The 20791-nt window shown below is 47.4% G+C and carries 23 protein-coding genes and 1 pseudogene; 13 read left to right on the forward strand and 11 right to left on the reverse strand.

Annotated elements, in window-relative coordinates; translation table 11 throughout:
• Positions 1 to 46: 46 nt before the first annotated feature.
• Positions 47 to 1792, reverse strand: coding sequence for a S8 family peptidase (locus D5S11_RS11550; protein WP_032869850.1), 1746 nt, complete (start codon positions 1790 to 1792; stop codon positions 47 to 49).
• 161 nt (positions 1793 to 1953) lie between these two features.
• On the opposite strand from D5S11_RS11550, the gene celB reads away from it, so the two are divergent.
• Positions 1954 to 3288 carry a PTS cellobiose transporter subunit IIC gene (celB, locus tag D5S11_RS11555; RefSeq protein WP_007407728.1) on the forward strand — a complete coding sequence of 445 codons (1335 nt, stop codon included), beginning with the start codon at positions 1954 to 1956 and terminating at the stop codon, positions 3286 to 3288.
• A gap of 28 nt (positions 3289 to 3316) precedes the next feature.
• Here the strand turns inward: celB and D5S11_RS11560 are convergent, their stop codons facing one another.
• On the reverse strand, positions 3317 to 3700 hold the full coding sequence (locus D5S11_RS11560; RefSeq protein ID WP_003150894.1) for a glyoxalase GlxA: 384 nt from the start codon (positions 3698 to 3700) through the stop codon (positions 3317 to 3319).
• Between the two features lie 94 nt (positions 3701 to 3794).
• Between D5S11_RS11560 and D5S11_RS11565 the strand changes: the two genes are divergently transcribed.
• Positions 3795 to 4982: a class I SAM-dependent rRNA methyltransferase gene (locus D5S11_RS11565; RefSeq protein ID WP_108725248.1), complete on the forward strand. Its 1188-nt coding sequence runs from the start codon at positions 3795 to 3797 to the stop codon at positions 4980 to 4982.
• Between the two features lie 82 nt (positions 4983 to 5064).
• Here the strand turns inward: D5S11_RS11565 and D5S11_RS11570 are convergent, their stop codons facing one another.
• The 5 genes from D5S11_RS11570 to D5S11_RS11590 all read right to left on the reverse strand — a co-directional run bounded on the left by D5S11_RS11570 (position 5065) and on the right by D5S11_RS11590 (position 8243).
• Entirely contained in the window at positions 5065 to 5967 is a 903-nt protein-coding gene (locus D5S11_RS11570) for a DUF2268 domain-containing putative Zn-dependent protease (RefSeq protein WP_108725249.1), read from the reverse strand.
• Positions 5954 to 6715, reverse strand: coding sequence for a MerR family transcriptional regulator (locus tag D5S11_RS11575; protein WP_108725312.1), 762 nt, complete (start codon positions 6713 to 6715; stop codon positions 5954 to 5956). The genes D5S11_RS11570 and D5S11_RS11575 overlap by 14 nt, the downstream gene beginning before the upstream one ends.
• A gap of 155 nt (positions 6716 to 6870) precedes the next feature.
• Positions 6871 to 7065, reverse strand: coding sequence for a YwbE family protein (locus D5S11_RS11580; protein ID WP_003150901.1), 195 nt, complete (start codon positions 7063 to 7065; stop codon positions 6871 to 6873).
• A 129-nt stretch (positions 7066 to 7194) separates the two neighbouring features.
• Positions 7195 to 7875 (reverse strand): CidB/LrgB family autolysis modulator, encoded by a 681-nt coding sequence (locus D5S11_RS11585; protein ID WP_012118753.1) that lies wholly within the window; start codon positions 7873 to 7875, stop codon positions 7195 to 7197.
• Positions 7857 to 8243: a CidA/LrgA family holin-like protein gene (locus D5S11_RS11590; protein WP_007407725.1), complete on the reverse strand. Its 387-nt coding sequence runs from the start codon at positions 8241 to 8243 to the stop codon at positions 7857 to 7859. Before D5S11_RS11590 ends, D5S11_RS11585 begins: the two co-directional genes overlap by 19 nt.
• A 106-nt stretch (positions 8244 to 8349) precedes the next feature.
• Here D5S11_RS11590 and cidR point away from each other — a divergent pair, with 106 nt between their 5' ends.
• From cidR to D5S11_RS11620, 6 genes and pseudogenes are all read left to right on the forward strand, one after another.
• On the forward strand, positions 8350 to 9258 hold the full coding sequence (gene cidR / locus D5S11_RS11595) for a cidABC operon transcriptional activator CidR (RefSeq protein ID WP_108725250.1): 909 nt from the start codon (positions 8350 to 8352) through the stop codon (positions 9256 to 9258).
• A 2-nt stretch (positions 9259 to 9260) separates the two neighbouring features.
• Positions 9261 to 10079: a hydroxyethylthiazole kinase gene (gene thiM / locus D5S11_RS11600; RefSeq protein ID WP_003150909.1), complete on the forward strand. Its 819-nt coding sequence runs from the start codon at positions 9261 to 9263 to the stop codon at positions 10077 to 10079.
• Positions 10076 to 10750 carry a thiamine phosphate synthase gene (gene thiE, locus D5S11_RS11605; RefSeq protein WP_020958016.1) on the forward strand — a complete coding sequence of 225 codons (675 nt, stop codon included), beginning with the start codon at positions 10076 to 10078 and terminating at the stop codon, positions 10748 to 10750. The genes thiM and thiE overlap by 4 nt, the downstream gene beginning before the upstream one ends.
• Before the next feature lie 75 nt (positions 10751 to 10825).
• Positions 10826 to 11145, forward strand: a pseudogene (locus D5S11_RS11610) (Efem/EfeO family lipoprotein); the annotation flags it as partial.
• Positions 11146 to 11163: 18 nt separating this feature from the next.
• Positions 11164 to 12420, forward strand: coding sequence for an iron uptake transporter deferrochelatase/peroxidase subunit (gene efeB, locus D5S11_RS11615; protein ID WP_106080252.1), 1257 nt, complete (start codon positions 11164 to 11166; stop codon positions 12418 to 12420).
• Positions 12421 to 12506: 86 nt separating this feature from the next.
• The gene (locus tag D5S11_RS11620) at positions 12507 to 13109 is read left to right on the forward strand and encodes a DsbA family oxidoreductase (RefSeq protein ID WP_032868295.1); all 603 of its coding nucleotides are present in this window, start codon (positions 12507 to 12509) and stop codon (positions 13107 to 13109) included.
• Between the two features lie 20 nt (positions 13110 to 13129).
• Here the strand turns inward: D5S11_RS11620 and D5S11_RS11625 are convergent, their stop codons facing one another.
• The 3 genes from D5S11_RS11625 to D5S11_RS11635 form a co-directional block, all read right to left on the reverse strand.
• Positions 13130 to 13804, reverse strand: coding sequence for a glycosyltransferase family protein (locus tag D5S11_RS11625; RefSeq protein WP_032868296.1), 675 nt, complete (start codon positions 13802 to 13804; stop codon positions 13130 to 13132).
• Positions 13804 to 14484 (reverse strand): class I SAM-dependent methyltransferase, encoded by a 681-nt coding sequence (locus D5S11_RS11630; protein ID WP_025285465.1) that lies wholly within the window; start codon positions 14482 to 14484, stop codon positions 13804 to 13806. Before D5S11_RS11630 ends, D5S11_RS11625 begins: the two co-directional genes overlap by 1 nt.
• 216 nt (positions 14485 to 14700) lie before the next feature.
• Positions 14701 to 14862, reverse strand: coding sequence for an anti-repressor SinI family protein (locus tag D5S11_RS11635; RefSeq protein WP_003150917.1), 162 nt, complete (start codon positions 14860 to 14862; stop codon positions 14701 to 14703).
• Between the two features lie 335 nt (positions 14863 to 15197).
• Between D5S11_RS11635 and D5S11_RS11640 the strand changes: the two genes are divergently transcribed.
• From D5S11_RS11640 to galT, 4 genes are all read left to right on the forward strand, one after another.
• Positions 15198 to 15821: a TetR/AcrR family transcriptional regulator gene (locus tag D5S11_RS11640; protein WP_014419191.1), complete on the forward strand. Its 624-nt coding sequence runs from the start codon at positions 15198 to 15200 to the stop codon at positions 15819 to 15821.
• A 79-nt stretch (positions 15822 to 15900) separates the two neighbouring features.
• Positions 15901 to 16287 carry a GtrA family protein gene (locus tag D5S11_RS11645; RefSeq protein WP_032863219.1) on the forward strand — a complete coding sequence of 129 codons (387 nt, stop codon included), beginning with the start codon at positions 15901 to 15903 and terminating at the stop codon, positions 16285 to 16287.
• A 51-nt stretch (positions 16288 to 16338) separates the two neighbouring features.
• Positions 16339 to 17523 carry a galactokinase gene (locus D5S11_RS11650; protein ID WP_043020984.1) on the forward strand — a complete coding sequence of 395 codons (1185 nt, stop codon included), beginning with the start codon at positions 16339 to 16341 and terminating at the stop codon, positions 17521 to 17523.
• A complete protein-coding gene (galT, locus tag D5S11_RS11655) occupies positions 17513 to 19054 on the forward strand; it encodes a UDP-glucose--hexose-1-phosphate uridylyltransferase (protein ID WP_094032586.1) in 1542 nt (513 codons plus the stop codon). The genes D5S11_RS11650 and galT overlap by 11 nt, the downstream gene beginning before the upstream one ends.
• Positions 19055 to 19071: 17 nt before the next feature.
• Here galT and D5S11_RS11660 read toward each other — a convergent pair whose 3' ends face one another.
• Entirely contained in the window at positions 19072 to 19317 is a 246-nt protein-coding gene (locus D5S11_RS11660; protein WP_003150926.1) for a GlsB/YeaQ/YmgE family stress response membrane protein, read from the reverse strand.
• Positions 19318 to 19819: 502 nt separating this feature from the next.
• On the opposite strand from D5S11_RS11660, the gene qoxA reads away from it, so the two are divergent.
• Positions 19820 to 20785: a cytochrome aa3 quinol oxidase subunit II gene (gene qoxA / locus D5S11_RS11665; protein ID WP_012118744.1), complete on the forward strand. Its 966-nt coding sequence runs from the start codon at positions 19820 to 19822 to the stop codon at positions 20783 to 20785.
• The last annotated feature ends 6 nt before the right edge of the window (positions 20786 to 20791 follow it).

The following is a 20791-nucleotide window of genomic DNA, read 5'->3' on the forward strand; positions in this document are numbered from 1 at the left end:
GATGAAACGCTTGTGAAGCCGTTATCCGGCTCATAAGCGTTTTTTGCTATTTCACCCGAATCGCACGCACGCGTTTTTGCAGGCTGGTCTTTTCGGCAGACGGCTTCAATCGGCTGACTGCCGTTTGCGCCGCTGATTTTGCTTTTTTCGTCTTTGTTTTTTCAGCCGTTTTTACTTTGTCTCTAGCCTGCTGCCGGTTGAGTTTATCTTTTATCCGGTCAAGCCGTTTTTCCAGAGCGGTTTTTTCTTTTCCCGGCTGGATTTCGCTGACTGCTTTTTGGGCTTTTGCGGTGCTGGCCTCAGAGGTCTTTTTTTCCGCCTGCTTGACGCTGGCCTCAGCTGTTTTCAAAAGGCTTGAGTTGACAGCGTTCAGCCGCTTTTGCAGCCCTTTTTTCTCTGAACCGGCCGGTAATTTGCGAATGGCGCTTTGTGCGGCATTGACGGCGGTTTTTTTCTTTTGTTTTTCGGCAGTCCGGACTTTGTCTCTTGCGTCCGTCACATTTCTTGCCGTCTGAACTTTATTGATCCGGGACTCGAGAGCGGTTTTTCCCTTTGACTTGGACAGCTTGCTGACGGCCGTTTTTGCTTGATTGATATCTGCCTGTTTTTTCGTCTTTTCCGCTTTTATTACGGTCCGTTCGGCATAGCTCTTTTGCTTTACATGATATTGCACCAGGCCGTACCCGAATCGGCTGTCACGTCCGGGAGCGCCCAGATCTTTGACGTTTTGCTGCATCTGCTGCCGGAGCTGTGTATTTGTTTCCTCGGGATATTTCTGCCTGAGCAGCGCGAACATGCCGGTGACGTGGGGCGCGGCTTGAGATGTGCCGTCAGCCGTGGCGTACATTTGATTCAGATACGTGCTCGTAATATTGGTGCCGGGTGCGGCAAACTCAATTTGTTTTCCGGTCGTGGAAAAAGCCGCGAGCCCGTTTTTTTCAGTTGACGCTGAGACTGCCGTTACGCTGCTGTAGGCGCCCGGATAATTGACGGGTTTTTTGTTGCCGTCGTTTCCTGCGGCGGCTACGATCACGATTCCTTTTTTGTATGCTTTGTCTACGGCGTCGTGAAGAATTTTGCTGTCTGCGTTAGTTCCGAGGCTCATATTGATGATGTCCATTTTATTGGCGATCGACCAGTCGATCGCTTTAAGAAGGCTTTTAAGATCCCCTGCACCCTTTCTGTCTAATGCCTTAACTGCATATAACCGGACATCCGGCGCGATGCCGTCAATGCCGTATCCGTCATGTTTGGCCGCAATGATTCCGGCGACATGCGTCCCGTGTCCGTTGTCATCTTTGTATGAGGAAGTATAGCTGACTGCGGAATAGCCTCCGGCAATGGAAAGGTCATCATGAGGGTAAATGCCGCTGTCAATGACAGCCACTTTCACCTTTTTTCCCGTCAAGCCTTCTTTCCACGCCTGCTTGACCTGAGTCGGTTCTATATCCCATTGCGGCAGCGCGTAACTGCTGCTTTGGGCCGCTGATAACGGGCGGATATCAGAACCGCCTGCTGCCTGAAAGGATACATTGTCTTCTACATATAAGATGTCAGGGTCCTGTTTCAGGTCTTTCACCGTTTGTGAATCGGCTGACACGGCGACTGCCGGGAGATGCTGATAGGTCTGTTCCACATCCGCTCCGCTGTCTATGGCGGATTCCTTGCCGTTTTGATTTTTGTACACCACGATAACGTCCCGGTCGTGCGTCTCGGCGTGCGCGGGCGCCGCGGCGGAGAACAGGCCGGCGCACAAGGCCGCGGCCATTATCGGTTTCAGGGTGTGATACATTGCAATTCCCCCTTTTTCTTTATATATCGGCAGTGCGGAATTCTTTTTTTCCTGAGGGATAAGGAAAATTTCTGTATGCAAATGTAAGCGTTTCCAAAATATGATGGAGAAAATGCTTTAAGACATCTGCGCAATGAACTCAAAAAGGGGGTTTTTGATAAATGAGTACGTTCAATCGGGTCATGGAAGAAAAAATCATGCCTGTCGCCGGAAAAGTCGCCGGCCAAAGGCACTTAAGAGCTTTGCGGGACGGCATTATTTTGACTATGCCGCTTATCATCATCGGATCGGTTTTTCTGATTCTGACGAGTCTTCCGATTCCCGGTTATGCCGATTTTATGGCTGGTCTTTTCGGTGAAAATTGGGTTGAAAAGCTCGGGTATCCCGTGAATGCGTCCTTTGACATTATGGCGCTTGTCGCCGCCTTTGGGATTGCCTACCGGCTTGCGGAAAGCTATGAGGTGGATGCCCTGTCGTCGGGAGCCATTGCCCTTGCCGCCTTTTTATTGGCGACGCCGTATCAGATTCCGTTTATTCCTGACGGCTCGGCAACAGAGATTATGGTGGGAGGCGGCATTCCGATTTCGCTGCTCGGAAGCAAAGGTCTGTTTGTCGCGATGATCATTGCAATGCTGTCTACGGAAGTGTACCGGTTTATCATACAAAGAAATATCGTCATTAAAATGCCTGACGGAGTGCCGCCTGCGGTCAGCAAATCGTTCGTTGCGCTCATCCCCGGTTTCATTATTATTACGCTTGTATGGCTGGCCCGTCTGTTTATTGAAATAACTCCTTTTAAAAGCCTCCACAATGTCGTAGGCGATCTGCTGGGCACCCCGCTGTCTATTTTGGGCGGGAGTCTCGGCGGAAGTCTTATCGCCGAATTCGTGCAAATGCTGCTTTGGTCGTGCGGCATACACGGCGCGTCCATTATCGGCGGCGTCATGTCGCCGATCTGGTACGGGGCGATGGATGCCAACCGTTTGGCTTTTCAGGCGGGAGAAGCGCTGCCGAGCATTTTTACGACACAGTTCTTTCAAATATGGATTAATGTCGGCGGAAGCGGAGCGACGCTTGCCCTTGTGCTGACCATGCTTGTGCGCTCCAGAAGCAAACAGATGAAACAGCTCGGCCGTCTCGGAATCGGGCCCGCGATTTTTAACATTAACGAACCGATTATTTTCGGGATGCCGCTCGTCATGAATCCGCTGTTAATCGTGCCTTTTATCATTGCGCCGCTCTTGACCATTACGGCGACGTACATCGGGATGAGCACGGGGATGGTGGCAAAACCGGCGGGAATCGCCGTGCCGTGGACGATGCCGCCGCTGATTTCCGGTTATTTGGCGACGGGCGGGAAAATCTCCGGTTCGGTCATGCAGCTGATCAATCTCCTGATTACATTTATCATCTATTATCCGTTTTTCCGAATTTGGGATCTTCAAAAATGGAGAGAGGAACGGGCGGCGGAACAAAACGTCACTGAAGAAACATAAAAAAAACGGGCTCTTTCGCCCGTTTTTTTTAACGCTGGAAAAATTCGATCCATTCGCCGTCAGGTCCTTCAATGTAAAAGTAGCGGTACCCGTTCGGAAGCGTCGTGATTTCTTCATCGATAAATACGGCGCCCTGACGCTTCGCATGCGTGAACTCCGCCGCGATATCTTCAGTTAATAAAGCGACATGATGGACTTTTCCTTCTGCGGGAAGCTCGCTGCTGTAGCCCTGGATCAGTTCAATTTCTGTCTCCGGCCCTTCTTGAAAGCCGAGAAAGGCAAGTTCAATAATGCCGTTCGTATGAGTGATACGATCCTTTAACTGCATACCGAGAACATCTTGATAAAAGGCGATGGATGTTTCAATATCTTTGACCATAATGCCTGTATGGTCGATTCTTTTGGCTGTCATGGTTTTCCCCCTGTTTTGAATTTTTCGGGACAATGCGGTGTTGATCATGTTTTATGGTACGATAAGAGAAAGCAAAACGAAAGAGGAATGCACAATGAAGCTACTTACAGTGAAAGATACATTTGCCGGAAAGCTGAAAAAAGGATTCCCCCTGATTGAAAAAGACGCTCTGTCCGGAAGCTCGGCTCATCTAACAGAGGGCGATCTTTTTGATGTGACATCCGAGAAGGGTGAGTTTATCGGAAAAGGCTATTACGGTTTGCAGAATAAAGGAGTCGGCTGGGTGCTGTCCCGCGCGAGAGATGAACGGATCGACGGACGTTTCTTTCTGGACAAGCTGAAAAAAGCGGCTGAAGCGAGAGCTCATCTGTTTAAGGCGCCCGACACGACGGCGTTCCGGCTTTTCAACGGTGAGGGCGACGGCATCGGCGGCGTCACGATTGACTTTTATGACGGTTATCTGCTGATTCAATGGTACAGTAAAGGCATTTACGCTTATAAGGACAGCATGATTGAGGCGATTGACGGACTGGAGCTTTCTTATAAAGCGATCTATGAAAAGAAACGATTCGATACTGCCGGACAATACGTGGAAGACGACGATTTTGTCAAAGGCGAAAGAGGAGATTTTCCGGTCATTGTTCAAGAAAACGGCATCCGATACGCGGTGGATTTAAACGACGGGGCGATGACGGGCATTTTCTTAGACCAGCGTCATGTGCGCAAAGCGATTCGGGACAAGTATGCAAACGGCAGACGGGTGCTGAATACGTTCTCTTATACGGGGGCATTTTCCGTTGCGGCGGCGCTTGGCGGAGCTGATAAAACGACCAGCGTCGATGTCGCCAACCGCAGTCTCGCAAAAACGATTGAACAGTTCAGCGCCAACGGAATTGATTATGAGGCGCATGACATTAAAGTCATGGATGTTTTCAAATACTTCGGCTATGCGGCAAAAAAAGGGCTGGAGTTTGACCTCATCATCCTTGATCCGCCTTCTTTCGCCCGCACAAAAAAACGGACGTTCAGCGCGGCGAAAGATTATAAAAATCTGCTGAAGGAAACGATCGCCATCACCGCAAAAAACGGCATCATCGTCGCTTCGACAAACAGCAGCGCCTTCAATATGAAGAAATTTAAAGGCTTTATAGAGACCGCCTTTAAAGAAACAAATGAGCGTTACGACATTTTGGAAGAATACACGCTTCCGGAAGATTTCAAAACGATTCCCGCGTTTAAAGAAGGGAACTATTTGAAGGTTGTTTTCTTGCGGAAAAAATAGAATGACCATTTATAGCGTGGAAAGAGGGGAAAAGAAAACCCTCTTTCATCGCGTTAATACGGGATAAAATAATCTTCATATCTTAAAGAAACAACCCGCTATTACTTAGTATCTCATCTGTGCTAAGTAAAGTGGCCTCACTAATCCCCACATTGTTGGCTTTCATGAAGGATTGCACCGCTTGGTAGCCAACCGCATAACCTGCAAACGGTGATAAGCCGACAGGCTGATAACCTTGTTCGGCTGCAAAGGTGTCGCCAAACATGTAACTGCTGACCTCAGCAAATCCTTTCATATTTAATGAGTCTTTGATGATTTCTTTTGAGTATTCTAAGTCTTCTTTTTCAAAAGAAGTAACCCAGGGACCTAACAGAGCTTCTCCGTAAAGTTCTTTAGCAAACGATTCTGCCAACCCCTCTATAATTAAGTAATCACCAACCGTTACGTTCCCATAATCCCAATTGAAATACGAAAAACGAATATTATGATGAAATTCATGTGCGATTACAGCAGGCAGTCTCGGTATGTTATATGAATTGGGGAATATTGAAACTTGAATAAATCCCGGAATTCCTCCGAATCCACAATACCCTCTATGTAACTCAAGCTTTTTTTGATTGGCCAGATACATCCCAAACCTTATTTCATCAGCATTTATTTTTAAGCGGTTTTGTTTGATAAATTCTACACAATGAGTTAAAGTGCCATATGCAATTTGAAGAGCTTGAATTTCTTTTAGATTCTCTAATGCTTTTCTTCCGGTGTCCGTATCAAATATGCTCAGATAGCCCAGCATATTTGTAGCCATGATTACATCATATCCGTTAGGTTGCTTTGCCTTTAAGGGAACATTAATCTTTTTCCACATATCTTCAAAAGGTTTCATCATTGAATACCGATAATAATCTTCTCTATTTTCAATCATTGAAAATAACGTTTCGTATTGCCCAATTGTATCCTCGATAATGATTTTAATGGGTACCACCCTTTTTTTGATGATCTATATAAATTGTAATGGCATCACTCATGAGCTTCGCCAACCCTTCACCATACTGATCGATGTTCTTAGTGAAGCGTTTATCTTCAATATAGAGTTGACCTAATCCGTAAAAGGCATCAAAAGAATATTCACCAAAATTTTCATTGAGAAAATCAAACCACTCTTTGATAGCTGTTTGTACTTCTGGGGACTTGGGAGATTGGTTAATAAGGAGTGCAAATTTATTGAACATTGCAGTCCACTTATCAGATAAATCTTTTTGCTCACCATCAGTCATGTTTTTCAATCTAATATTTACCGTATCGACAGGTTGATCACCCCACCGTTTGCGAGCTTCTTGTTCATAAAGATTATGATTGAAGTTCATTCCCTCAAACCGCTCTTTGTTCGTCATGCAAATTTCTCCCATCATATGTTTGATTGATTTATCGATGGTTTCAATCATTTTATCAACTCTATTCCGTTTCTCAATCAACATTTTCTTTTGTAAAATTAATGCCTCCCTTCGGTTAAATGAAGGACTATTAATGATTTCTTTAATCTCTTTTAAGGAGAAATCGAGCTCCTTGAAAAATAGTATCTGCTGCAGCTGTTCAAGATTCTCTTCAGAATAAAGCCGATAACCGGAATCTGTCGTTTCCTGAGGAGTCAATAATCTAATTTGATCGTAATGATGGAGAGTACGTATGCTTACTCCAATCAGTTCAGCTACTTCTTTTACTTTCATACCCATCACGTTTGCCGCCTCCTTAATGGCTACTCTAAAGTATTACGCAACGTAAGAGTCAATAGTTAGTTAAAGATTTTTTGTATATAAAGGGAGAACATATGAGGATTTCATTGCTGAAATTAAAGAAAAAAAGCCGGGCGTGAAGCTCCGGCTTTTTTCTATTCAATAATGTGCTGCACCCGGCCGATTCGTCCGTCTTCAAGGCGGACCTTAATGCCGCGCGGGTGGAAGCTTGAGTTCGTCAAAATATCCTTCACGATTCCTCTTGTCAGCTTTCCTGAACGCTGATCGGCTTTCAGGACGATATCGACTTCAAGTCCTTTTCTGATGCTGCTTCGCTGCTGGCCGTTCATATGACACATCCGTTCTTCAGTCTTTTCACTTCATATCTTATCATATCGTGTTTTCCCCATTTTATGAAGGACAGACGAATCAATCCTTCATAGCAAATAAAAAAAGACCGCTCTGTAAGGAGCAGTCTTTTATGACATAAACGAAAGCAAAATCGGGGCCGCGCACAGCGTCATAATTGCGGCGAGAATCATGGACACGCTTGAGATCGTTCCTGATACGGAGCTGAGCTCAAATGCTTTAGATGTTCCCGCTCCGTGCGCGCTAGTTCCGAGCAGCACGCCCCGGGCAATTTCGTTATCAATGCGGAAATAGCGGATGACCATCGGCCCGATGATCGTTCCCAATAAAGCCGTTAAAATGACGAAAACCGCTGTAACGGCCGGCATCCCGCCGATCATTTCTGAGACGTTCATGGCAATCGGCGTCGTCACGGATCGCGGCACGAGACTGTCGACTAAGCTGCTGCCGAGATGGAACCATTTCGCGATAAAGGCCGTTGACAGAATGGCGATACATGAACCGACCGCTACGTTCAAAATAATTTCCACGGCGTATTTCTTTAAAATCGGGAAATATTTATAAAGCGGGATAGCGAACGCCACTGTTGCCGGCTGAAGCATATCGGTCAGCAGTCCGCCGCCGAGATTGTATGTCTGATACGGGACATTGACAAGAAGCAGCAGTACGACCAAAACAGCGGGCGTAATCAGAAGCGGCGACGTATACACCCGCGGAAAACGAATGTAGAGTTTTTTCGCGCCCAAATATACTAAGACAGTTAAGAATAAACTTATGATTCCGATGAACACGTTTGTTTTTTCTCCTTTCTTTTTGCTATCAGCTGTGTAAGCGTACCTGTTGAAACCATCACGACAAATGTGCTGATGACGACGACAAGTAAAATGCTTACGCCGAATTTAGACATAATATCTCCGTATTCAATCACTCCGACGGCAGACGGGATGAAAAACAGCAGCAGCTCACCGAGGAGCCATGCTGCGCCAAGCTCAATCCATTCAAGTTTGATAATCTTGAAATGCAATAATGTGAAAAGAATCACAATCCCGATTATACTGCCGGGAATATTTATATGAAGAGCCGCCGTGACCCAATTGATCAGACGCGCAAATATAAACAGCAGAGCGATTTGAATAACGGTAAGCAGCAATTTTTTCATAATGATGCCTCCCTTATATTTATATTGTACAGAAGGTTTTGCTATAGGTAAAATACATATAAAGAATAATGTGTATTCCTTTTGTCTATAGAAAGGATGAAATGTAATGGATATCCGGCACTTAACGTATTTTTTGGAAGTGGCCCGTTTGAAAAGCTTTACGAAGGCTTCACAGTCTCTGTATGTTTCACAGCCGACAATCTCAAAAATGATTAAAAACATGGAGACGGAGCTCGGCATTAAGCTGTTTTACCGCAATGGCCGGCAAGTTGAACTGACTGACGCCGGGCAGAGCATGTATGTGCAGGCGCAGGAAATCACAAAGTCCTTCCAAAACCTGACGTCAGAGCTGAACGATATTATGGAAGTGAAGAAAGGGCACGTCCGCATCGGTCTTCCGCCGATGATCGGGTCCGGCTTTTTCCCGAGAGTGCTCGGTGACTTCCGCGTCACATATCCCGATGTGACGTTTCAGCTTGTTGAGGACGGCTCTATTAAAGTGCAGCAAGGGGTGGAGGACGGCTCGCTTGATATCGGGGTCGTCGTACTTCCCGCGAATGAAGAGATTTTTCATACGTTCACAATCGTCAAGGAAACCCTTATGCTCGTCGTCCATCCGTCACATCGGCTCGCTGACGAGAAAGAATGCAGTCTCCACGAATTGAAAGAAGAGCCGTTCATATTTTTCAGGGAGGATTTTGTCCTTCATAATCGAATTATGACGGAATGCGTGAAAGCCGGATTCAGGCCTCACGTCATTTATGAAACGTCACAGTGGGACTTTATCAGCGAAATGGTATCGGCCAACCTCGGTATCGGCCTGCTGCCGGAAAGAATCTGCCGCGGTCTTGATCCTGACAAAGTCAGAACCATTCCGCTCGTTCATCCGGTCATTCCGTGGCATTTAGCCATCATTTGGCGGAAAGACCGCTATATGTCCTTTGCCGCCAGAGCCTGGCTGGAGCATACGAAATCGTATTTATGGAATCCGAAAAAGAGAAAAAAGGATGATTAAGCATGGACGCACAAACCGCAGCTCAACACTTGAGTAAAGTGCGGGATCAAAACCCGCTCGTTCACAGTATCACCAATAATGTCGTCACGAACTTCACCGCTAACGGACTGCTCGCGCTCGGCGCATCGCCCGTTATGGCTTATGCAATTGAGGAGGCCGCCGACATGGCGAAAATCGCAGGAGCGCTCGTCCTGAATATAGGCACCCTCAGTTCGGCGTCGGTTGAAGCTATGATCGCAGCCGGAAAATCGGCCAATGAAAACGGCGTTCCGGTCATTTTTGATCCGGTAGGCGCCGGCGCCACGCCGTTTCGGACGGCATCAGCCCGCAAGATCATACAGGAGGTCCGCTTGTCCGTCATTCGCGGAAATGCCGCGGAAATCGCCAATATTGCCGGCGCCCCTGATTGGAAGATAAAAGGTGTGGATGCGGGGGAAGCCGGAGGAGATGTGGTTCAGCTCGCTAAGACGGCTGCAAGCGGGCTGAAGACGGTCATTGCGATTACCGGAAAAACCGACGTCATCTCCGACGGCACCGACACATACGCCGTACATAACGGTGATAAACTGCTGACGAAGGTGACGGGGGCGGGATGCTTGCTGACGTCTGTAATCGGAGCCTTCTGCGCAGCGGGGCAGGACGTTCTGCAAGCGGCCGTTTCAGCCGTTTCTGTATACGGAAGCGCCGCTCAGCTTGCCGCTCTGGACACCTCCCATAAGGGGCCGGGCAGCTTCCAGATTGAGCTTTTAAACAAGCTGGCAAGCATCTCAGAACAAGAAGCGGCCGAGCTTGCCGCAATTGAAAGGGTGACAGAAAAATGACGCGTATTTCTCGGGAAATGATGAAGGATATGTTATCGGTTTATTTTATTATGGGATCAAACAATACAAGCTCAGACCCCGTTTCCGTGGTGAAAAAAGCCATTGAGGGCGGCGCTACGCTTTTTCAATTTCGGGAAAAGGGGAGCGGTTCTTTAACAGGGGAGGAACGTGTCCTGTTCGCGAAGCAGGTACAGGATGTCTGCAGGCAGGCCGGGATTCCTTTCATCATTAATGATGATGTCGAATTGGCCTTGCGCCTTGAGGCGGACGGAGTGCATATCGGGCAGGATGACGCAGACGCCGAAGAAACGAGAGCGGCAATCGGCGATATGATACTCGGTGTGTCAGCACATAACGTCTCCGAGGTGAAGCGGGCGGAAGAAGCCGGAGCCGATTACGTCGGAATGGGCCCGGTCTATCCGACCGAAACAAAAAAAGATGCTGAAGCCGTGCAGGGCGTTACATTGATTGAAGAGGTGCGGCGTCAGGGCATCACCATTCCGATTGTAGGAATCGGCGGCATTACGGCTGACAACGCGGCGCCCGTCATTGAAGCGGGTGCAGACGGCGTCAGCATGATCAGCGCCATCAGCCAAGCCGAAGATCCAAAAGCGGCGGCGCGGAAGTTTTCAGAGGAAATTCAGCGCTCCAAAGCAGGGCTGTCCCGATAGGACGGCCCTTTTTCTGTGTGCGCAAAAAGGCAGTGACGGACTTGGAGAATATAAGCCGTATGTCAAGAACAGGGCAATCAGCTTGCAATATCGACCGAAGTGTTTGACGGCTCTATCGCTTCGCTCAAAGTGATGCCTGAACCAATCATTGCCGGCGCCGAAGGCTTAAAAGCCCTCTATGAAACAGTGAAAAGCGCGCAGTGAGAGATCATTTCGAGGTCACGGAAAAACTTGATGCGGAATTCAGCGAATTTGAAGGTTTGATGTCGAAATACAAAACGTGCGATCAATCGTATATGTCTTGTGATACATTAAGTACAGATCAAATCAGAGAGATAAGCACGAAGCTGACGGCCCTTTCTGAAACCATGTCGAAGATTGCCGATGTGCTTTAAAAGGAGTTAAGACGCAGCATGAGCGATGAACAAAACAAGGAAAAACAGATCCACAGACGGGATGTCCTGAAGTGGGGCGCCGTCGCGGGCGCCGCCGTTGCTGTCGGAGCGAGCGGCCTCGGAGGACTCGCGCCGCTCTTCAAACCGGCGGCCACCGCTTCAAAGAAGAATGATGAAAAACGTGATCGTGATCAAATCGTTCCTTTTTACGGAAAGCACCAAGCGGGAATCACAACGGCGCATCAGACGTATGTGTATTTTGCGGCGCTTGATGTCATGTCAAGCGACAAAGCCGATGTCATCTCCCTTTTCAAACAATGGACAAGCCTGACGCAGCTGCTGACTTCAGGCGCCGTCCCGTCGGGCGAACAGAAAAATAAATATATGCCTCCGCAGGATACCGGGGAGTCGCAGGATCTGGCACCGGCGAATTTGACCGTTACCTTCGGCTTCGGCCCCGGGTTTTTCGAGAAAGACGGGAAGGACCGCTTCGGACTGAAAGATAAAAAACCGAAGCACCTCGCCGATATTCCGCCGATGCCTAACGACAAGCTTGATAAGAAACAAGGCGGCGGTGATATCGTCATACAGGTCTGCGCGGATAATGAACAAACGGCGTTTCACGCGGTGCGCAACCTGATGAAACAGGCATCGGGGGTGTGCGAAGTCCGCTTTCTCAATAAAGGTTTCTTAAGCGGCGGGAAAAACGGAGAAACACCGCGCAACCTCTTCGGATTTAAAGACGGCACCGGCAACCAAAGCACAAAGGATGAAAACCTGATGAATTCGATCGTTTGGGTTCAATCAGGAGAGCCTGACTGGATGACGGGCGGCACGTACATGGCGTTTAGGAAAATTAAGATGTTTTTAGATATATGGGACCGTTCATCCTTGAAGGAACAAGAGGACACGTTCGGGCGGGTGAAAAGCTCGGGCGCGCCTTTCGGACAAAAAAAGGAAACCGATCCCGTGAAGCTGAATCAAATTCCCGCCGACTCGCATGTCAGCGTGGCAAAATCAACCGGCAGACAGATTCTGCGCCGGGCATTTTCCTATACGGACGGAATTGATCCACAGACGGGCTATGTTGACGCAGGCCTGCTGTTTATCTGCTTTCAAAAAGACCCGGACCGCCAATTTGTCCCGATGCTGAAGGCTTTGGCGGCAAAGGATGCGCTGAATGAATACACACAAACGATCGGCTCTTCCTTATTCGCCTGTCCCGGCGGCTGTAAAAAAGGAGAATATATCGCCCAAAGGCTGCTGGAATCGTGACACCTTCCATATGGAGGGTGTTTTTAAAAAAAACACTTGTAACTACATATGTTACAACTTAAAATAAAAAGGAAAGGAGACTTACAATGACACTGCAGATTAAAGTATATTCTGATTATGTATGTCCGTTTTGCTTTGTCGGCAAAGCGGCGTTTGAAGAAGCAATCAAGGACAAGGACGTACAGGTGGAATGGATGCCGTTTGAATTGCGTCCGAGCCCCTCGCCGAAACTTGATCCGGTGAATGATCCCGCCAAGCGGCAGATGTGGAAAAACTCCATTGAGCCGATGGCGCAGTCGTTAGGCGTTGAAATCACGTTCCCCCGCGTGTCACCGCATCCTTACACGGATTTGGCATTTGAAGGCTTTCATTTCGCAAAGGAACATGGGAAAGGAAGCGAATACCATACACGCGTTTTTCAGGCGTTCTTTCAGGAAGAGCAAAATATCGGTGACGTTGGCGTGCTGACAAAGCTTGCGGAAGAAGCCGGACTTGACGGCGCTACCTTCAAAGAGGCGCTTGAGACAAGAGCGTACAGACACGTACAGCGGGAAGCGCTCCGCCATGCTTATGAGGAAGCCGGCATTACGGCAGTGCCGACGTTTATCATCGGCGATGAGAGAATCCCTGGCGCGGCGGGAAAGGAAACCTTTGAACAAATCATTGAGCGGGAACTGAATAAACGTTAACCCGAAAAAAGCCCTCTCGATCAGCGAGAGGGCTTTGCCATATAGTGTTTGACAAATGTTTGTCTGTCCGCTTCATATGCCGCGGCGTCAAATGAGTCGCCGCAAAAATGAAGGCACCAAGGGTCTTTCTGGCAGGCGACGCCGACTTGATAGCCGTGTTTTTGAAATTCAAGCGACTGTGATGTGTCGTAAAAATGAAAGCCGCGAAACAAATCCTCCCGCCACTCCACGTCATATTGAGCCGCCATTAACAAGCCGTCAATGGCGTCAGCGGGCGTAAACAGGCCGTCTTCATCGCCGTGCTCAAAGTCCAGCGGGTGATAAGCATTCCCCCGGTATTCAATCACTTTTCCCATCCGCTCTCCGCTTTCCCACCAAATGCCGTTCGGCGGCAGGGTTTTGCAGCCGGCGACACCGAGAAGGCCGAGCTCCTGATGAGTTTGAAAGATATGAAGCATGTCATGTAGGAAATGCTGATGAATGATAAAGGTATCCTGATGCAGATAAATTTTATATTTGGAGGGGTGTCTCAGCGCTTTGTTGTAGGACGAGGCCATGCTTGCTGAATCGTATATCGGCATGATATCAACGGAGTATGAAGGGGGGACGGTAAGCTGCATGATATGGCTTTTGCATCGGGAGTAGAGCGACTCGTCATTCACACAGACGACAAACAGAAATGAATGTGAATCCATTACATGCTCCTCTCGGCCTCAATCACATATTGATAGGCCGATGCTTCTGTCATAAAGTCATGCCTTATGCCAAGCTGTACGCATACTTCGTGCAATGCTGCGATGGCTTTGTGGTAAGAGGGGTGATCAACGCGGATCGCCTCAATGCGTTTCACCTCATAGCCGGCAGCTTTAAATAATGAAAGTGTCTCTTCACGGGTAAAAAAACGCAGGTGGGTCTGATCCATTAATCCGGCGTCACTGTAAGTCCATTTGCCGGCTAAAAGCTCCAGCACCACTGAGATGTGGCCGACATTCGGTATGCATGCAAGCACCGTGCCGTCTTTTTTTACATAAGGACGAAGCTTTTTCAGCACGGACCACGGGTCGACAAGATGCTCAAGAACGTCTCCGAACAGCATGCAGTCGAATTGTTCTGATTCGTACGGAAGAATGGCGGATTCAATGTCGCCGCAAAGCACGTGGCTCAATTTGCTTTCCGCCTTTTTTGCGGCTTCGGGATACGCTTCAATGCCGTAAACCGTTATTCCGCGGTCTTCGATCGCCGCTCCTAAATTGCCTGTGCCGCAGCCGACATCAAGCACTGTCCGCCAGTTTTCGTCTATTTTGTTCAATAAATAAGGATTCAGGCCTTCGTAGTAGTTCTGTTGTTTTTCATCATAATAGGGATTCGTATCCATCTGTGTATCACCTCATAAATGGGCATATACACAAGATATGCAGCGGGGGGATCTCATATCACCATGTTTGGCTGTTCAATTGCGGAATGCGGACGGGAATGGTTGTCCGGTATACGGTTTGTTCTCTGATTCCCCTCTTATTGCGGCTGTTCCTTTGAAAACTCGGGTGCGGGCGGACTGTGGCAGGTCATATAGTAAAAGGATCCGCCTGTAATCTTACCGCTGGCGGATGGTGTTTTTCATTGGTGTTTTTTTCTTCACCGCTTTTTCAGTATTTAAGAAGCGCCTCACATCGTCAATGTGCAAACCCATGATTCTAGCCTCTTGAATTAACAATTGCCAATCTTGATCTATATCTTTCATTACATGAGTTTTCATAAGAACCTCCAATTGAAAAATTGATTTGCCCAGCTACAGCAGCCAATGTATAACAAATATCACACATAGTTGGCCGGTAATCCCAAATTGAAGATGAATTCACCTACCTATTCCCTAAGAAAATGACTGAAATAACCAAAATCCTTCAAGAATTCTTACGTATAATAATAAACAAATAAATACTGACTGGATAGTATGCAAATAAAAATAAATCATATGACCTATTAATATTTACCCTCAAAGCGTCGACTAGCATATTCTTTTTGCATAAAAAATACCGCAAAAGAATGATTCGGTGTAAGATAAAGTGAATGATCAAACAGCTGGGGTAAAAAATGAAAAAAAACAAATTTCAAATTAAGAGAGAAGAAACATTTGAAAGTTTTATTGACGCAGGCCTTCATCTCCTGATTGAAAGAGCTTACGATTCAGTCTCAATCGATGACATCAGTAAAGCGGCGGGTTTCAGCAAAGGCGCGTTTTACGTTCATTTTGAAAGCAAGGAAGATTTTCTGAAGCATTTATTAGACAGGCGTCAGATTAAAAAAAGGATCATCACCGGCTATCTCGATGAATTAGAAAAGCAAACAGCGCGGCCGTTGACGCTTTGTGAAGCTGCGGCAAGCGCGGCCAGTCTGTTGATGCGGTTTGTAAACAGCAAGCCTGCCTGGAATGTTGTGTCTTTTGCCGTTCATATGCCTACTTACAAAGTCGTCAGTGAATATGAAGCTTATATCCGTCTTTATAAGTTATGGATAGAAGAAAGCACCATGTACATAAATTGGCTCAAATCGAGAAATTTAATAGAAGACCATATAGATACCGAGCATACCGCTAAAATGATGTGCGCGCTCATCGACGGGATGATTAAGCAATCCAATGTGCTGGGAAGGCCGGTTACTTTCCGCAGCATGTTTGACGCGCTCTATGTTTTTGTCAGCGGCAGAAAATCAGGGTAACGTTCTTCTTGATTTGACAAAAGGTTTAGAAAAGTCTTTCAGAAAGCGAGGAACTGCCATGCGCTACAGAGAAATTATGATGTATATCATTATGGGGATATTCACGACCATCGTGAATATCGTCAGTTTTTACTTTCTGACGTCGGCATTTGAGATGGATTACAAGGCGGCGACCGTCGCTGCTTGGATTCTGTCCGTTCTATTTGCATATGTCACGAATAAACTGTATGTATTTCAGCAAAAGACCGCGGGGATGCGGAGTCTGATGAAAGAATTGACGGCCTTTTTCAGCGTGCGGGTATTGTCTCTCGCCATCGATCTCGCCATGATGATTCTTCTGGTCAGTCAATTTCATATGAACGAAACGTTGGCGAAAATCGCCGATAACGTCATTATCGTAGTCGTCAACTATGCGGCCAGCAAGTGGATTGTCTTCAGAAAAGCGAAAGAAGAGGGCGTGTCATAACGGTTTCTTTCCGCGCCCCGGGGGAAAGTGTAATGGTGAAAGGGGATGCGTATGAAGCACACAATAAAGAAAGCGTTTGCTGATGTATTCGGGGAATCGGAGGACCTGCGCATTTTCTTTGCGCCCGGCAGAGTGAATCTCATCGGAGAGCATACGGATTATAACGGGGGCCACGTCTTTCCTTGCGCGCTGACGATCGGTACATATGCAGCCGTCCGGGAGAGAGGGGACAGGCTCGTCAGAATGTACTCTCATCATTTTAAAGATGCGGGCATAAAGGAATGCAGTCTCGATAATATCCGTTATCAAAAAGAGGACGGGTGGGCCAACTATCCGAAAGGGGTCATGGCGGAATGTCTCGGCAGCGGTTTTTCCCTTCCGCACGGCCTCGATATTGTGTTCTGGGGAAACATCCCGAACGGCGCCGGGCTGTCATCTTCGGCTTCGATTGAACTTGTTACGGCGGTCATTCTCAAGGAATGCCATGAGCTTGAGGCGGATATGCTCGACTTGGTGAAGCTCGCTCAGACGGCGGAACATTCCTTTATCGGCGTCAGCTGCGGAATAATGGATCAATTCGCCATCGGAATGGGAAAGAAACATCATGCGATTCTGCTGAATTGCGGTACGCTCAGCTTTGAATATACAAAACTCGGGCTGTCGGGGCTGTCGATCGTTATTGCAAATACCAATAAAAAACGAACGCTTGCAGACTCAGGCTATAATACGAGGCTCAAGGAGTGCGGGGAAGCGCTATGTGATCTTCAGAAGCATCTTTCCGTTCAATCACTGGGAGAGCTGACCCCTTCCGCTTTTGACGCTCATGCGGAGCTGATTCAGAATGAAGTGAACAGACGCCGGGCGAAACACGCCGTCTATGAAAATCACCGCACAATAGAGGCCGCCGACATGTTCAGTAACAATCAGCTTCATCATATCGGTGAATTAATGAGGGATTCGCATCTCTCTTTACGCGATGACTACGAGGTGACGAGTCATGAGCTGGATACACTGGCTGAAGCGGCCTGGCGCCACGGCGGGGTGATCGGATCAAGGATGACGGGAGCCGGTTTCGGCGGCTGTACGGTCAGTATCGTCAAGGATGATGCGGTTTCGGATTTTATTGAAACGGCAGGAGCCCGCTATGAGGAAAAGACAGGGAGAAAAGCTGACTTTTACACGGCGGATGTCGGAGCCGGAGCGAGAGAACTAAAGGGGGATGACGATGGCAATTGAGCGGCACGTGGAACGTTTAATCCGGTACGGATTGCAAAAAGAGCTGATTTCATTTCTTGATATTGAATATACGAGAAACCGTTTGTATGAAGCTTTGCATATCACCCATCCGGAGGTTTCAGAACAGAAAGAAAATGTATCGGCGGCATCATTGCCGGACATATTGGCCCCGATTTATGAATGGGCGGCAGAAACGGGCCGGATTGCAGCCGATACAGACACCTATCGCGACCTGCTGAGCGCGAAGATCATGGGCTGCTTTGCCCCGCAGCCGTCCGAGATTGTCCGTCGTTTTGAAGAAACAAAGGCGGTGCACGGACCGGAGCAGGCGACAAAGGCGTTTTACCGATTTTCAGAGGATGTGTATTATATCCGTTCGGACAGAATAAAGCGGAATGCCGGGTGGACGGCTGAGACGGCTTACGGAAAGCTGGACATCACGATCAACCTTTCAAAACCGGAAAAAGATCCGAAAGCAATTGCCGCTGCCAAAGAGCAGCCTCAATCCGATTATCCGAGATGTGTTCTTTGTAAAGAAAATGTCGGGTACGAGGGGAGACCGGATCACCCGGCGCGTCAAAACCTTCGTGTCATTCCGGTAATTCTCGGCGATGAGCAGTGGTTTCTGCAATTTTCTCCGTATGTGTATTACCGGGAGCATTGCATCGTTTTGAAAGACCGGCACGAACCGATGAAGATCAGCAAAAAAACGTTTGACCGGCTGCTGTCGTTCGTCAGCCAGTATCCTCATTATTTTCTCGGTTCCAATGCTGATCTGCCGATTGTCGGCGGCAGTATTTTAAGCCACGACCATTTTCAGGGGGGCAATTATGAATTCCCGATGGCGCGGGCGGAGACAGAAAGCCGGTACAGGCTGCCTGACTATCCGAAAACGGTGTTGGGAATTGTGAAGTGGCCGATGTCGGTCATCCGCCTGCAAAGCGAGAGTGCGTCTGAGCTTTCCGGCGCGGCGGATGCCATCCTGCGGGCGTGGCGCGGTTATTCCGATGAGGCGGCTGATCTCCTCGCCCATTCAGGAGAAACACCGCACAATACAATTACGCCGATTGCCCGGCGGAGAAACGGTTTATTCGAATTAGATCTCGTCCTCAGAAATAACCGCACCTCTGATGAGCATCCGCTGGGAATTTTTCATCCCCATCAGGAAGTTCATCACCTGAAAAAAGAAAATATCGGACTGATTGAGGTAATGGGGCTTGCGATTCTGCCGGGCCGCCTTGAACAAGAAATGAAATACACGGCTGAAGCGCTGTGCTCACCGGACCCGGAAGCGGTCTTAACGGCAGACCCTTCTGCGGCAGCGCATAAAGATTGGGCGCTCAGTGTGCTGCATAAGCGGAAGGTAACGAAAGAAAACGCGGAACAGATTCTGAAAGAGGAAATCGGCCATGCCTTTGCGCGGATACTGGAGCATGCCGGCGTCTTTAAACAAACAGAAGAAGGCAGAGCGGCTTTCCGGCGGTTTATCCGCCATTTGGGCGCTCTACCGGAAAAAAGCCCCATCCCATAAGGGACGAGGCTTTTTTTTTATCCTCTGCTTCTGGCGATCAGGCTGAATAAGAACACCACGATCGCAGCTCCGATGATTGCCGGAATGATGGCAAAGCCGGCAAGGTGAGGGCCCCATGTGCCGAGCAGTCCGTGCCCGATCCATGCGCCGATCAGACCGGCGATCATTGACCCGATGATTCCCCCGGGCATACTGCCTTTTACAAATAAACTTCCGATCCAGCCGATAATAATAGCGACAATCAGAGATACGATAAAACCCATAAATATCACTTCCTATTTTTTATTATTTATGCCTATATGTTTCCTTCGTTTTGTCCATATTAAACATATGAATGTGTTTTTTATAATGAACATATCAAGGCGCGTTCCGGTCTTTTTTTTCACAATGCATTGCGTTAAAATGGAAACCGTGTGAAAAGGTGTGAGCAAAGGAAAAAATATTTCTTTTGTAGAATGTTTAACAAAATGAAACTTTTTGTTGACCAGCGTTTTTTATTATGGTAAACCTTTATTTGGTATTATTCGTTCTCACTATCTTTTTTCTCTATATATGCTAAATGATCTAAAACTTTTTATGTTTGATTTGCGCAAGTGGAAAAAGTTCATGCATTTTTTGACGATTTTGTGACATTAGGTCGAAAAAAAGATGAACTTTAGAAAAAAATAAAGCTAATAAGGGCAGATTTTGATAGCATAACAAGGTAGATAGAGAAAAGATTTTGAGAAAGTACATTTCAGATTCACTACATCAATAGGAAGGATGGTGATCTTCTTGTTCAGAGCATTTAAACCGTTACTTTTATTAGCGATGTTGGCTGTTGTTTTCGTACTGGGCGGATGCAGCGACATTTCCGTTTTAGATCCGAAAGGACCTGTAGCAGACCAGCAGAAAGATCTGATTCTCTTGTCAATCGGATTTATGCTGTTCATTGTCGGCGTCGTTTTCGTACTATTTACAATCATTTTAGTGAAATACCGCGACCGCAAAGGCAAAGACAGCGGAAATTACAAGCCCGAGATGCACGGCAACACGTTCTTAGAAGTAGTCTGGACAGTGATCCCAATTTTAATTGTTATTGCACTTTCTGTGCCTACCGTACAGACGATATATTCGTTAGAAAAAGCGCCTGAAGCGACAAAGGATAAAGAGCCTCTTGTTGTTTATGCTACTTCGGTAGACTGGAAATGGGTATTCAGCTACCCTGAGCAGGATATTGAGACGGTTAACTACCTGAACATTCCTGTAGACCGTCCGGTTTTATTTAAAATTTCTTCAGCCGATTCAATGGCATCGCTATGGATTCCTCAGCTTGGGGGACAAAAATACGCGATGGCGGGAATGCTGATGGATCAATACTTACAGGCTGACAAAGTGGGAACATATGAAGGCCGCAACGCGAACTTCACCGGCGAACACTTTGCCGACCAGAAATTCAACGTAAAAGCTGTTACGCAAAAAGACTTTAACAGCTGGGTGAAAAAAGCCCAAAGCGATTCTCCAAAGCTGACGAAAGAGAAGTATGACGAACTGATGCTTCCGGAGAATGTCGGTAAATTAACGTTCTCTTCTACACACTTAAAATACGTTGACCACGGCCAAGATGCCGAATATGCGATGGAGGCGCGCAAACGCCTTGGCTACAAAGCCGTATCACCGCACTCTAAAACAGATCCGTGGGAAAATGTAAAGAAAAACGAATTTAAAGTATCCGACGATAAACAAGATTGAAATTGA

Origin of the sequence: Bacillus sp. L75 (genome assembly GCF_003676355.1) — a bacterium.
Taxonomy (GTDB): Bacteria; Bacillota; Bacilli; order Bacillales; family Bacillaceae; genus Bacillus; species Bacillus velezensis.